The 13,076-nt window shown below is 66.6% G+C and carries 10 protein-coding genes; 5 read left to right on the top strand and 5 right to left on the bottom strand.

What is annotated here, in order from left to right; all coding sequences use genetic code 11:
• The first annotated feature begins 331 nt into the window (after positions 1 to 331).
• Positions 332 to 532, top strand: coding sequence for a hypothetical protein (locus tag AC6LKG_RS25375; protein ID WP_498169526.1), 201 nt, complete (start codon positions 332 to 334; stop codon positions 530 to 532).
• Between the two features lie 113 nt (positions 533 to 645).
• Complete coding sequence (locus AC6LKG_RS25370) at positions 646 to 840, top strand: putative motility protein (RefSeq protein ID WP_006387491.1); 195 nt, start codon at positions 646 to 648, stop codon at positions 838 to 840.
• Between the two features lie 177 nt (positions 841 to 1,017).
• Here the strand turns inward: AC6LKG_RS25370 and AC6LKG_RS25365 are convergent, their stop codons facing one another.
• The 5 genes from AC6LKG_RS25365 to aceE all read right to left on the bottom strand — a co-directional run bounded on the left by AC6LKG_RS25365 (position 1,018) and on the right by aceE (position 9,292).
• Positions 1,018 to 1,926: a LysR family transcriptional regulator gene (locus AC6LKG_RS25365; protein WP_498169524.1), complete on the bottom strand. Its 909-nt coding sequence runs from the start codon at positions 1,924 to 1,926 to the stop codon at positions 1,018 to 1,020.
• A gap of 154 nt (positions 1,927 to 2,080) precedes the next feature.
• Complete coding sequence (locus AC6LKG_RS25360) at positions 2,081 to 2,854, bottom strand: SDR family oxidoreductase (protein WP_498169523.1); 774 nt, start codon at positions 2,852 to 2,854, stop codon at positions 2,081 to 2,083.
• A 264-nt stretch (positions 2,855 to 3,118) separates the two neighbouring features.
• A complete protein-coding gene (lpdA, locus tag AC6LKG_RS25355) occupies positions 3,119 to 4,897 on the bottom strand; it encodes a dihydrolipoyl dehydrogenase (protein ID WP_498169520.1) in 1,779 nt (592 codons plus the stop codon).
• A 12-nt stretch (positions 4,898 to 4,909) separates the two neighbouring features.
• Entirely contained in the window at positions 4,910 to 6,571 is a 1,662-nt protein-coding gene (aceF, locus tag AC6LKG_RS25350) for a dihydrolipoyllysine-residue acetyltransferase (RefSeq protein ID WP_498169518.1), read from the bottom strand.
• Positions 6,572 to 6,583: 12 nt separating this feature from the next.
• Entirely contained in the window at positions 6,584 to 9,292 is a 2,709-nt protein-coding gene (gene aceE / locus AC6LKG_RS25345) for a pyruvate dehydrogenase (acetyl-transferring), homodimeric type (RefSeq protein WP_498169516.1), read from the bottom strand.
• Positions 9,293 to 9,724: 432 nt separating this feature from the next.
• Here aceE and AC6LKG_RS25340 point away from each other — a divergent pair, with 432 nt between their 5' ends.
• Genes AC6LKG_RS25340 through folD form a run of 3 tightly spaced genes read left to right on the top strand, consistent with a single transcriptional unit; the run spans position 9,725 to position 13,009 of the window.
• Positions 9,725 to 11,479 (top strand): PAS domain-containing sensor histidine kinase, encoded by a 1,755-nt coding sequence (locus AC6LKG_RS25340; RefSeq protein ID WP_020927319.1) that lies wholly within the window; start codon positions 9,725 to 9,727, stop codon positions 11,477 to 11,479.
• Positions 11,476 to 12,102: a response regulator transcription factor gene (locus tag AC6LKG_RS25335; RefSeq protein WP_498169514.1), complete on the top strand. Its 627-nt coding sequence runs from the start codon at positions 11,476 to 11,478 to the stop codon at positions 12,100 to 12,102. Before AC6LKG_RS25340 ends, AC6LKG_RS25335 begins: the two co-directional genes overlap by 4 nt.
• Positions 12,103 to 12,157: 55 nt before the next feature.
• Positions 12,158 to 13,009, top strand: a complete 852-nt coding sequence (folD, locus tag AC6LKG_RS25330) for a bifunctional methylenetetrahydrofolate dehydrogenase/methenyltetrahydrofolate cyclohydrolase FolD (RefSeq protein WP_054431998.1) — start codon at positions 12,158 to 12,160, stop codon at positions 13,007 to 13,009.
• The last annotated feature ends 67 nt before the right edge of the window (positions 13,010 to 13,076 follow it).

Here is a 13,076-nt window from a genome sequence, read left to right as displayed (position 1 = left end):
TAATTACATTTCACTCATTCTCGTATACTCAGCTGTACGTAATATCACATTTTTGTTACACACCTGCCCAGCCCAACACGCGACATCCACATGTTGGTTGGCCGCGGGCAGCGTCAGATTTGAAAAAGAGCAAGCATTTCCCCCGCCCCCCGCCGATGCGCCCCCGCCGCAGCCGGACGCCACGGACAGCGCCCCCCCTTCCGCCGCGCCGTCGCCTGACGACGCCGCGCCGACGCCGCACACCCAGGGCCAGTCCGCCGCGAGCGCGGCGCCCGCCGCAGCCGCCATCCCGGCCCGCGAAGGCGCCGCTCCGCACGCGGACAGCCCCGCCATGCCCAAGCCCACGTTGCGCATCACCGAGATCCCCGCCGAGAATCCGCATGCCTGGGTCGACAACCTGAAAGTCGAACTGGCGCGCTGCGCCACGCTGGGTTTTTTCGAACGCCCCGATTGCGCCTGGGCGGCGCGCAAGCAGTATTGCGGCCCGAACCAGGGCTGGGGCGCCATCAAAGAATGTCCGGCCCACCCCTGACCCTGCGCAATCTTCGTCCGAGAATTTCACCGCGAGACGTTGAAGTACGCAATAATCACGCATAATCCATCTGTTCCGGACGCCGTCCGGCAAGCCTCACAGGACTCCCCACCATGGATCTTTCCGTCAGCAACACCGTGAACACCGGCCTGGCCATGCGTGATGCGCAGCTGATGCAGGAAGTCCAGGCCCGCGTCACCAAGAAAGCCATCAACGCCCAGGCCGACACGGTCGCCACGCTGATGCAGTCCCTGCCGGTCGTCGCCATCGACGGCAAGATCGGCACCCGCATCAATACCCAGGCATAAATCGCCCTGGCGCGCGGCAACGATTGCCGCGCTCCCTTCGCTTTGGCGCGCCCTCTTCGGGCGCCGCCTTTTCGCGCAGCCCTTCGCGCAGCCTTTTCGCGCAGCCTTTTCGCGCAGCCTTTTCGCGCCGCCCTCTCGCGCCCCCTTTCGCCTCCCTGTCCGCCCCGGCTCACGCCGTCAGGCCTCCAGGTGCCTGCGCATCAATTCCTCGAACCACTCCAGGAACACCGCCAGCCGGCGCGAACGCTGCCGCCGGTGCGGATACAGCAATGCCACCGGCATGGGCGCGGCGCGATGCGCCGGCATGACTTCCACCAGTTCGCCCGCCTCCAGCAGGTCCTGCACGTCGAAGCGCGGAATCTGGATCAGCCCCAGGCCCGCCAGGCAGCAGGCGATATAGCTTTCGGCGTTGTTCACCACCACCCGGCTGGGCACCGCGATGAGCTGGCGACCGCCGTCGTCGGCCACCACCTCCCAGGGTAGTTCGCGCCCCGTGGTGGGCGAAGCGTAACCCACCATCCAATGCCCCGCCGGTAGTTCGTCCGCCGCATGGGGCACGCCCTGGTCGCGCAGATAGGCGGGACTGGCGCAATTGACCAGGCCGATATTGCCCAGCGGCCGCGACACCAGGCTGCTGTCGTGCAGCGCGCCGACGCGCACCGCGCAGTCGACGCCTTCCTGGATCAGGTCGATGGCGCGGTCGCTGGACCCCAGCGCCAGTTGCAACCGGGGATGGCGCCGCAGCAGGCCCGGCAGCGCCGGCGCCACCAGGCGGCGCGCGATGCGGCTGGGCACGTCGACGTTGAGCCGGCCGGACACCTGGCGCTGGCTTTGCTGGAACAAGTGGTCGATGTCCTCGACTTCGGACAGCAGCGGCCGCAAGCGCTCCAGCAACTGGGCGCCATCGGCGGTCAGGCGCACCTGGCGCGTGGTCCGGTGCAGCAGCCGCGCGCCCAGTTGCGCTTCCAACTGCTGGACGGCGGCCGACACAGAAGCGCGCGGCAGCTCCAGCGCGTTGGCGGCCTTGATGAAACTGCCCATCTCCGCCACTTGCGCGAAGACGCGATACTGTTCGAACCTGTCCATGCTCCCCCGGTTTGCGGCAGTGCCGGCGACACCCCGCCGCCCGTGACAGCATAGCCGGTCCGGCGGGCGTCGCGGATACGGCGGACGGCGGCCCCGCCAGGCTCTGGGCCGCCACGAACCGCTGCGCGAGCGGCGGCCCGGCAGGCCGCGGCGGTTACTTGGTGGTGTAGCCGCCGTTGATCAGGATGGTCTGGCCGGTGATCCACCAACCGTCGCTGACGAGGTGCCGGATGAACGGCACCACGTCCTCGATGTCAGTCAGGCCGGTCTTGGAGAACGGCGACAGCGCGGCGGCGGTCTTGTGGTACGCCACGGCGTCGGCGCCTTCGGCGGGATAGAAGAAAGGCGTATCCATCGGGCCCGGTCCGACCGCCGTGACCGAGATGCCACGCGCGCCGAACTCCTTGGAGGCCGCGCGGGTGTAGTGCTCGACCGGCGCCTTGGTGCCGGCATAGGCGGCGTAGAACGGCGTGAACGCGCCCAGCAGCGAGGTCACCAGGGTGCAGACCTTGCCGTTGTCGTTGACGTGGCGGCCGGCCTCTTTCAGGAAGAAGAAGGCCGTCTTGGCGTTGACCGCGCTCATCTCGTCGTATTCGGCTTCGCTGATTTCGGTCAGCGGCTTCTTGAGCACCTTGCCGACGGTGTTGATGGCAATGTCGGGCCGCCCCACCGCCGCCACCGCGTCGGCGAACAGCTTCTCGACCGCGCCGGCCGTGGTCAGGTCGGCCTGGAATGCCACACCCTTGGCGCCGGCGGCCTGAATCGCGGCCACGGTGGCGTCGGCCTCGGCCTTGGACCCGGTGCTGTTGTAGTGGATGGCGACGGCCTTGGCGCCCTGCTGCGCCAGGTCGCGGGCGATCAGGCCGCCCAGGTTCTTGGCGCCGCCGGCGATCAGGACGACTTTGCCCTTGATGGAATGGTCTGCCATGGAAAATCTCCCGCATGTGTCAATGGAGATTCGATTCTAGGCAGCGGCGCCGCGCGGATCAGCCGGGCGCGGCCGGATAGATTATCCAGAAAAACACCCCAATCGCGCCGGCTGTGCGGCGCGCGCGTCACGAACACCAGTGGAAAACAAGCCGCATCGAACGGCCTCGAACAACGCGCCACAATGAAAACAGCCCGAAGGCCAGGGGCGCTTCGGGCTGCGGTGCAGGCATTCGGATCCAAGATCCGGCCAGCCAGGGCTGGGTTACTTCTTCTTCATCGGCGGCAGGTCGGTGCACACGCCTTCGGCCACTTCGGCCGCCATGCCCACCGATTCGCCCAGGGTCGGGTGCGGGTGGATGGTCTTGGCGATGTCGATGACGTCCGCGCCCATTTCCACGGCCAGCGCCACTTCGCTGATCAGGTCGCCGGCATGGGTGCCGACGATGCCGCCGCCCAGGATGCGGTGCGACTCGGCGTCGAACAGCAGCTTGGTGAAGCCTTCGTCGCGGCCGTTGGCGATGGCGCGGCCGGAAGCGGCCCACGGGAACACGCCCTTCTCGACCTTGATGCCCTGCTTCCTGGCTTCGTCTTCGGTCAGGCCGACCCACGCCACTTCCGGATCGGTGTAGGCCACCGACGGAATCACGCGGGCGTCGAAGAACGACTTCTGGCCGGCGGCGGCTTCGGCCGCCACGTGGCCTTCATGCACCGCCTTGTGCGCCAGCATCGGCTGGCCGACGATGTCGCCGATGGCGAAGATGTGCGGCACGTTGGTGCGCATCTGGCGATCGACCTCGATGAAACCGCGGTCGGTCACGGCCACGCCCGCCTTGTCGGCGCCGATCTTCTTGCCGTTGGGGCTGCGGCCCACGGCCTGCAGCACCAGGTCGTAGCGCTGCGGTTCCTTCGGCGCGCCCTCGCCCTCGAAGGTGACGTAGATGCCGTCTTTCCGGGCTTGCGCGCCGACCGTCTTGGTCTTGAGCATGATGTTGTCGAAGCGGCCGGCGTTCTTCTTCTGCCAGACCTTGACCAGGTCGCGGTCGGCGCCCTGCATCAGGCCGTCCAGCATTTCCACCACGTCCAGGCGCGCGCCCAGCGTGGAGTACACCGTGCCCATTTCCAGGCCGATGATGCCGCCGCCGATGATCAGCATCTTCTTGGGGATTTCACGCAGCAGCAAAGCGCCGGTGGAATCGACGATGCGCTCGTCCTGCGGCAGGAACGGCAGCTTCACCGATTGGCTGCCGGCGGCGATGATGGCCTGCTTGAAGCGGATGGTCTGCGATTTGCCGTCGGCGCCCTTGACCGCCAGGTGGTTGGCATCGGCGAATTCGCCCACGCCCGTCACCACGGTGACTTTGCGCGCCTTGGCCATGCCGGCCAGGCCGCCGGTCAGCTTGGCGACCACGCTGTCCTTGTAGCCGCGCAGCTTGTCCAGGTCGATCGTGGGTTCGCCGAAGCTGATGCCGTGGGCCGCCAGCTCGCGCGCCTCGTCGATGATGGCGGCGTTGTGCAGCAGCGCCTTGGACGGGATGCAGCCCACGTTCAGGCAGACGCCGCCCAGCGTGGCGTAGCGTTCGACCAGCACCACGGACAGGCCGAGGTCGGCGGCGCGGAAGGCGGCCGAGTAGCCGCCGGGGCCCGCGCCCAGCACCAGCATGTCGTATTCGGCGTCGGCCGAGCCCTTGAAGGTCGCGGCGGCGGGCGCCGCGGCGGCCGGCTTGGCCTCGGCCTTGGGGGCTTCGGCCTGCGGCGCGTCGGCCTTGGGCGCTTCCTTGGCGGCCGGCGCGGCGGCGGCATCGGCCGCTTCCACTTCGAGCACCACGGCGCCTTCGGCGACCTTGTCACCGACCTTGACCGCGATCGACTTCACCACTCCGCCCTGCGAGGCGGGGATTTCCATCGAGGCCTTGTCGGACTCGACCGTGATCAGGCTCTGTTCGGCCTTGATGGTATCGCCCACGGCGACCAGCACTTCGATGACTTCGACTTCCTTGAAGTCACCGATGTCCGGCACTTTGATTTGAACGGTATTGCTCATAGGGCTCCCCGTTTACAGCGCGATGCGGCGGAAGTCGGCCAGCAAGGCGCCCAGATAGGCGTTGAACCGGGCAGCGGCGGCGCCGTCGATGACGCGGTGGTCATACGACAGCGACAGCGGCACGATCAGGCGCGGCACGAACTGCTTGCCGTCCCAGACCGGCTTGTGCGACGAACGCGACACGCCCAGGATGGCCACTTCGGGCGCATTGATGATGGGCGTGAACGAGGTGCCGCCGATGCCGCCCAGCGACGAGATCGAGAAGCAGCCGCCCTGCATATCGGCGGGCGAGATCTTGCCTTCGCGCGCCTTCTTGGACAGGTCGGTCATTTCCTGGGCGATCTGCAGGATGCCCTTCTTGTCGGCATCGCGGATCACCGGCACCACCAGCCCGTTGGGCGTGTCGGCGGCGAAGCCGATGTGGTAGTACTGCTTGAGCACCAGGTTGTCGCCGTCCAGCGAGGCGTTGAACTCGGGGAACTTCTTCAGGGCCGCGACCACGGCCTTGATCAGGAAGGCCAGCATCGTGACCTTGATGCCCGACTTCTCGTTTTCCTTGTTCAGCGTGACGCGCAGCGCTTCCAGGTCGGTGATGTCCGCTTCGTCGTTGTTGGTGACGTGCGGGATCATGACCCAGTTGCGGTGCAGGTTCGCGCCGGAGATCTTCTTGATGCGCGACAGCGGCTTGGCTTCGATCGGGCCGAACTTGGTGAAGTCGACCTTGGGCCACGGCAGCAGGCCCAGCGCGGCGCCATCGGCCGAACCACCGGCGGCGGCCACCGGGCCGGCGGCCAGCGCCTGCTTGACGAAACCGCGCACGTCGTCGGCGGTGATGCGGTCCTTGGGACCGGTGCCCTTGACCTTGCTCAGGTTCACGCCCAGTTCGCGGGCAAACTTGCGCACCGACGGCGAGGCGTGCGGCAACTGGCCGGGCTTGAGGTTGGCGTCTTCCAGCGCGGCGGCGGGAGCCGGACGCGAGCCGGCGGCGGGCGTGGCCGGGGCGGCGGGCGCTTGCGCCTTGGCGGCCGGGGCTTCCGACCTGGCCGGCGCGGCTTCGGCCTTGGCAGCCGGCGCAGCGGCGGCGGGCGCGCTGCCCTCCACCACGACCACGACCGAGCCCTTGGCGACCTTGTCGCCGACCTTGACCTTCACTTCCTTGACCACCCCGCCCTGCGAGGCCGGGATCTCCATCGAGGCCTTGTCGGACTCGACGGTGATCAGGCTCTGCTCGGCCTTGATGGTGTCGCCGACGGCGACCATGACTTCGATGACTTCCACTTCCTTGAAGTCGCCGATGTCCGGCACCTCGATTTCGACCGGGCCGCTGCTGGCGGCCGGCGCGGCGGCCTCGGACTTGGCGGCGGGCGCGGCGGCGGCCGCCTGCCTGGGCGCTTCGGCCTTGGGTTCTTCCTTGGCGGCCGGGGCGGCGGCGTCGGCCGCTTCCACCTCGAGCACCACGGCGCCTTCGGCGACCTTGTCGCCGACCTTGACCGCAATCGACTTCACCACCCCGCCCTGCGAGGCGGGGATTTCCATCGAGGCCTTGTCGGATTCGACGGTAATCAGGCTCTGCTCGGCCTTGATCGTGTCGCCCACCGCCACCAGCACTTCAATGACTTCCACTTCCTTGAAGTCGCCGATGTCGGGAACCTTGATTTGCACGACGTTGCTCATGTCTCTTTACCCTCAGGCGTATTGCGGGTTGGCTTTGTTCGGGTTGATGCCGTACTTCTTGATGGCTTCGGCCACCTTGGCAACCGGCACCTTGCCTTCGTCGGCCAGCGCGCGCAGCGCGGCGACCACGACGAAGTGGCGATCCACTTCGAAGTGCTCACGCAGCTTGGCGCGGAAATCCGAACGGCCGAACCCGTCGGTGCCCAGCACCTTGTATTCGCGGCCCTTGGGCACGAACGGACGGATCTGGTCCGCAAACAGCTTCATGTAGTCGGTCGAGGCGATGATCGGGCCTTCCGTCTTGGCCAGCTGTTCCGTGACGTACGCCACCTGCGGCTTCTTCTCGTCGGGGTGCAGCATGTTGTGGCGCTCGGCGTCCAGGCCGTTGCGGCGCAGTTCGGTGAAGCTGGTGACGCTCCACAGGTCCGAGGCCACGCCCCAGTCGGCTTCCAGCAGTTCCTGGGCCGCCATGACTTCGCGCAGGATCGTGCCCGAGCCCATCAGTTGCACGCGGTTCTTGCCCTTGCCGTGCGACTTGAGCTTGTACATGCCCTTGATGATGCCTTCCTCGTCGCCGGCGGTCAGGCCAGGCTGCGGGTAGTTTTCGTTCATCACCGTCAGGTAGTAGTAGACGTTTTCCTGGTCTTCCACCATGCGCTTGAGGCCATGCTGGATGATCACGGCCAGTTCGTGGCCGAAAGTCGGGTCGTACGAGACGCAGTTGGGGATGGTCGAGGCCAGGATGTGGCTGTGGCCGTCTTCGTGCTGCAGGCCTTCGCCGTTGAGCGTGGTGCGCCCGGCGGTGCCGCCCAAGAGGAAGCCGCGCGCCTGCATGTCGCCGGCCGCCCAGGCCAGGTCGCCGATGCGCTGGAACCCGAACATCGAGTAGTAGATGAAGAACGGGATCATGATGCGGTTGTTCGAGGAGTACGACGTGGCCGCCGCGATCCACGAGCTCATCGCGCCCGCTTCGTTGATGCCTTCCTGCAGGAGCTGGCCGTCGGCCGACTCCTTGTAGTACATGACCTGGTCCTTGTCGACCGGCACGTACTTCTGGCCTTCCGGCGCGTAGATGCCGATCTGGCGGAACAGGCCTTCCATGCCGAAGGTGCGCGATTCGTCGGCCAGGATCGGCACGACGCGCGGGCCGAGTTCCTTGTCGCGCAGCACCTGGTTCAGGATGCGCACGAAGGCCTGGGTGGTGGAGATCTCACGGCCTTCGGCGGTGGGTTCCAGCACGGCCTTGAAGGCGTCCAGGGCCGGGGCCTTGAGCTGCTCGTCGGCCTTGGCGCGGCGGCGCGGCAGGTAGCCGCCCAGCGCGGCGCGGCGCTCGTGCAGGTACTTCATTTCGGGCGAGTCTTCGGCCGGCTTGAAGTACGGCAGGTCGGCCAGCTTGTCGTCCGGGATCGGGATGCCGAAGCGGTCGCGGAATTCGCGGATCGAGTCCAGTTCCAGCTTCTTCTGCTGGTGGGTCGGGTTCTTGGCCTGGCCCACGTGGCCCATGCCGTAGCCCTTGATGGTCTTGGCCAGGATGACGGTCGGCTGGCCTTCATGCTTGGAGGCGGCGTCGAACGCGGCGTAGACCTTGTGCGGATCGTGGCCGCCACGGTTCAGGCGCCAGATGTCCTCGTCGCTCATGCGCGACACGGCTTCCAGCAGCTTGGGGTGCTTGCCGAAGAAATGCTCGCGCACGAACTTGCCGTCGTTGGCCTTGTACGCCTGGTACTCGCCGTCGACGGTTTCTTCCATGATCTTGCGCAGGATGCCTTCCTTGTCGTGCGCCAGCAGCGGATCCCAGTAGCCGCCCCAGATCAGCTTGATCACGTTCCAGCCCGAACCGCGGAAGTCGCCTTCCAGTTCCTGGATGATCTTGCCGTTGCCGCGCACCGGGCCGTCCAGGCGCTGCAGGTTGCAGTTGATGACGAAGATCAGGTTGTCGAGCTTTTCACGGGCTGCCAGGGCGATGGCGCCGAGCGACTCGGGTTCGTCCATTTCGCCGTCGCCGCAGAACACCCAGACCTTGCGCTTGCTCGTGTCGGCAATGCCGCGGGCGTGCAGGTACTTGAGGAAGCGGGCCTGGTAGATGGCCATCAACGGGCCCAGGCCCATCGACACCGTGGGGAACTGCCAGAAGTCCGGCATCAGCTTCGGATGCGGGTACGAGGACAGGCCCTTGCCGTCCACTTCCTGGCGGAAATGGTTCAGTTGTTCTTCGGTCAGGCGGCCTTCGAGGTAGGCGCGGCCGTACATGCCGGGCGAGGTGTGGCCCTGGAAGTAGACCAGGTCGCCGCCGTGGTCTTCGGTCTCGGCATGCCAGAAATGGTTCTGGCCGCAGCCGATCATGGTGGCCAGCGAGGCGAACGAGGCGATGTGGCCGCCCAGGTCGCCGCCATCCGGCGGGTTGTGCTTGTTGGCCTTGACCACCATGGCCATGGCGTTCCAGCGCACGTACGAGCGGATGCGCGATTCCAGTTCCAGGTTGCCCGGGTGCGCCGGCTCCAGGCCGGGAGGAATCGTGTTGACGTAAGCGGTGTTGGGCGAGAACGGGATGTGGGCGCCGGAACGACGGGCTTCGTCGATCAGGCGTTCCAGCAGGTAGTGCGCGCGCTGCGGTCCTTCGCGGTCAAGGACGGCTGCCAGGGCTTCGAGCCACTCCTGGGTCTCTAGGGTGTCTTCGTCGTTGGCAGCCTGCACGGCGCCAGCCTGGGCGAAAGAGGACATCGTGTGTCTCCTGTTGGGGTTCGTTCGTGACCACACCCGCTTATTTGTCTACTCGCGGACACGCCATGGCAGTCGGGATCATCCGGGCTACCATGCCATGCATGGGTCGGGGTGTTGTGCTGGAGACCGGCTACTCGGGAGCGGTTTCCCTATCAGCCGGCATTCTAAGAAAGAAGATTAACCGGTCGCAAGGAAAATTTCATGTTGCGGTACGGCATTTCATAATGCGAAAACATGAACGGAAGCTGAAAAGGATATCCCCACTTTTTTAGCCGATCACCCGACTGGCGGGCTTGATTCCCGGCAATTCCCCGCCGACACGCACTAAAATGCCCCCCACGCCGCGCCTTCGGCTTGCTGCCCCTGCCGGGGCGTTTTCATCTTGAGGCGGCTCGGCGACGAAAAATGCCCGGCCTATCCGGCCCAAACTACATGTCCAGCGCGCCCAAGTCCAATATACCCACGCCGTTCCATGACCACGCCCGCACGCGCCGCCGCGGGGTGTACTGGGTCACGCCCGCGATGGTGCTGATCCTCTATATCTGTGTGATGGGGGTGTTCTTCTGGTTGCAGCGCATCCATGACGACAGCGTCATGTTCGTGACCATCGACCAGGAAATGCGGCAACAGCGCCTGATCTGGGTGGTGCTGGCGCTGTCGTGCGTGATCGTCATCAGCCTGCTGATGCTGTGGCGCTATACGCGCTTCCGCTCGGCCGCCGAGGCCGCCCTGATCGCCGAGACCGGTTTCCGCCGCGCCATGGAGAACTCCATGTCCACCGGCATGCGCGTGCTGGACATGGAAGGCCGCATCGCCTACGTCAATCCGGCCTTCTGCCGCATGATCGGCTGGAACGAGGCCGACCTGATCGGCCGCAGCCCGCCCTTCCCCTACTGGGTGCCGGGCCGCCACGAACAGCACCAGCACACGTTGGACGTGCTGATGTCGGGCAAGACGCCCAGCAGCGGCCTGGAAGTCGAGGCCCAGCGCCGCGACGGCTCGCGCTTCACGGCGCGCATGTACGTGTCGCCGCTGCTCGACCCCAACGGTAACCAGATCGGCTGGATGACGTCGATGACCGACATCACCGAGCCCAAGCGCATTCGCGAAGCCCTGACCGCCGCGCACGAGCGCTTCATGACGGTGCTGGAAGGCCTGGACGACGCCATCTCGGTCACCGCCGACACCCACGACGGCCTCGAGCTGCTGTTCGCCAACCGCACCTACCGCCGCGTGTTCGGCGCCCAGACCGGCGGCCACGATGAGCTGCTGGCCGGCCGCCGCGGCCGCTTCACGGATGAATCCGTGGAAGTCTTCGCGCCCTCGGTGCAGCGCTGGTTCGAGGTGCACCACCGCATGCTGGCCTGGACCGACGGCCGCCGCGTGCGCATGCAGGTGGCGCGCGACATCACCGAGCGCCGCACCCACGAAGAAGCCTCGCGCGTGCAGCAGGAAAAGATCCAGCTCACCAGCCGCCTGACCACCATGGGCGAGATGGCCTCGTCGCTGGCGCACGAACTGAACCAGCCGCTGACCGCCATCGCCAACTACAGCATGGGCGCGGTGGCGCTGGTCAAGGCCGGCCACACCAGCCCCAACATGCTGCTGCCGGCGCTGGAGAAGGCCGCCTCGCAGGCCGAGCGCGCCGGCAAGATCATCAGCCGCATCCGCGAATTCGTGAAGCGCAGCGAGCCGCGCCGCCAGCGCGTGGCGATCGGCCGCATCGTCGACAACGCCATCGGTTTTGCCGAGATCGACGCCCGCAAGCGCCGCATCCGTATCGACAGCTTCGTGCCGTCGAACGCCCCGGACGTGCTGGCCGACCCGATCCTGATCGAGCAGGTGCTGCTGAACCTGCTCAAGAACGGCCTGGAAGCCATGGAAAAGAGCGAGTCCGACGAGCTCAAGGTGGCCGTGATCCTGCACGAGCAGCACATCGAGGTCGCGGTGGTCGACCGCGGCCATGGCCTGGCCGAGCCGGAACGCCTGTTCGAACCCTTCTTCAGCACCAAGACCCAGGGCCTGGGCATGGGACTGAATATCTGCCGTACCATTATCGAATCGCACCACGGCCGCCTGTGGGCGGACCCGAACCCCGCCGGCGGTACTATTTTCCGCTTTACACTGCCTTGCGCTGCGTCCCAGACGCAGGCCCAGAATGATCAGTCCGAGGAGTTGCACGCATGAACACGCCCCACCTGTCGAGCACGGTATTCATTGTTGATGACGACGAAGCGGTCCGCGATTCGCTGCGCTGGCTGCTTGAAGCCAACGGCTACCGCGTCCGCGCCTACGCCAGCGGCGAATCGTTCCTGGAAGACTACGACCCCAGCCAGGTCGGCGTGCTGATCGCCGACGTGCGCATGCCCGGCATGAGCGGCCTGGAATTGCAGGAACAACTGATCGCCCGCAACGCCCCCCTGCCGATCGTCTTCATCACCGGCCACGGCGACGTGCCGATGGCCGTGTCGACCATGAAGAAAGGCGCCGTCGACTTCCTCGAGAAGCCGTTCAACGAATCCGATCTGCGCGAAATCGTGGCGCGCATGCTGGAGCAGGCCACGCAGCGCGTGAGCAAGCACCAGGCCCAGAAAGACCACGAAGCCATGCTGGCGCGCCTGACCGCGCGCGAGCAGCAGGTGCTGGAGCGCATCGTCGCCGGCCGCTTGAACAAGCAGATCGCCGACGACCTCGGCATCAGCATCAAGACCGTCGAGGCGCACCGCGCCAACATCATGGAAAAACTTGAAGTGACCACCGTTGCCGATCTGATGAAAGTGGCCCTGGCCAAACCCGAGGCACACGCATGAGCCGCCGGGCCGTTCCCAAGGCGAATACCGTAGCGCACCGCGCGGAGGTTTCCTGATGTCCGCCAGGATCATTGACGGCGCCGCCCTGTCGCAGCGCATTCGCGAAGAAGTCGCCCAACGCGTCGCCGCCCTGGCCGCCAAGGGCACCCGCCCCGGCCTGGCCGTGGTGCTGGTGGGCGAAGACCCCGCCTCCCAGGTGTACGTGCGCAACAAGGTCGCGGCGTGCGAGAAGGCCGGCCTGCATTCCATCAAGGAGCAGTATCCCGCCGACATGACCGAGGCCGAACTGCTGGCCCGCATCGACAAGCTGAACCGCGATCCGTCCATCCACGGCATCCTGGTGCAGTTGCCGCTGCCCAAGCACATGGACGCGCACAAGGTCATCGAAGCCATCGCCGCCGAGAAGGACGTGGATGGCTTTCACGTCAGCAACGCCGGCCTGCTGATGACCGGCCAGCCGCTGTTCCGCCCCTGCACGCCCTACGGCGTGATGAAGATGTTGGAATCGGAAGGCGTGGCCCTGCGCGGCGCCGAGGCCGTGATCGTCGGCGCCAGCAACATCGTCGGCAAGCCCATGGCCATGCTGCTGCTGGCCGCCGGCGCCACCATCACGATCTGCAACTCCAAGACCCGCGACCTGGCGGCCCAGACCCGCCGCGCCGACGTGCTGGTGGTAGCCACCGGCAAGCCCGGCATGATCGACGGCTCGATGATCAAGCCCGGCGCCGTCGTCATCGACGTGGGCATCAACCGCGGCGCCGACGGCAAGCTGTGCGGTGACGTCGACTTCGCCTCCGCCAGCCAGGTGGCCGGCGCCATCACCCCCGTGCCGGGCGGTGTCGGCCCCATGACCATCGCCATGCTGCTGGTCAACACCGTCGAAGCGGCGGAACGGGCCGCGGCCTGAAGACCGGTCCCGCGCCCCGCCGTGGCACCCCTGTGGGTTTGCCCCGCGCCCTTCCGGGGGCCGGGGC

Source organism: Achromobacter sp. 46006 (genome assembly GCF_059761975.1).
The sequence above is the reverse complement of the archived record's forward strand: the minus strand, read 5'-3'. Positions and strand labels throughout refer to the sequence as shown.

Bases quoted from the DNA above. Each gene is read 5' to 3' on its own strand.
- aceF (WP_498169518.1), bottom strand. From the start codon at position 6,571: ATGAGCAACGTCGTGCAAATCAAGGTTCCCGACATCGGCGACTTCAAG.
- AC6LKG_RS25335 (WP_498169514.1), top strand. From the start codon at position 11,476: ATGAACACGCCCCACCTGTCGAGCACGGTATTCATTGTTGATGACGAC.
- aceE (WP_498169516.1), bottom strand. From the start codon at position 9,292: ATGTCCTCTTTCGCCCAGGCTGGCGCCGTGCAGGCTGCCAACGACGAA.
- folD (WP_054431998.1), top strand. From the start codon at position 12,158: ATGTCCGCCAGGATCATTGACGGCGCCGCCCTGTCGCAGCGCATTCGC.
- AC6LKG_RS25360 (WP_498169523.1), bottom strand. From the start codon at position 2,854: ATGGCAGACCATTCCATCAAGGGCAAAGTCGTCCTGATCGCCGGCGGC.
- AC6LKG_RS25365 (WP_498169524.1), bottom strand. From the start codon at position 1,926: ATGGACAGGTTCGAACAGTATCGCGTCTTCGCGCAAGTGGCGGAGATG.
- AC6LKG_RS25340 (WP_020927319.1), top strand. From the start codon at position 9,725: ATGTCCAGCGCGCCCAAGTCCAATATACCCACGCCGTTCCATGACCAC.
- AC6LKG_RS25370 (WP_006387491.1), top strand. From the start codon at position 646: ATGGATCTTTCCGTCAGCAACACCGTGAACACCGGCCTGGCCATGCGT.
- lpdA (WP_498169520.1), bottom strand. From the start codon at position 4,897: ATGAGCAATACCGTTCAAATCAAAGTGCCGGACATCGGTGACTTCAAG.
- AC6LKG_RS25375 (WP_498169526.1), top strand. From the start codon at position 332: ATGCCCAAGCCCACGTTGCGCATCACCGAGATCCCCGCCGAGAATCCG.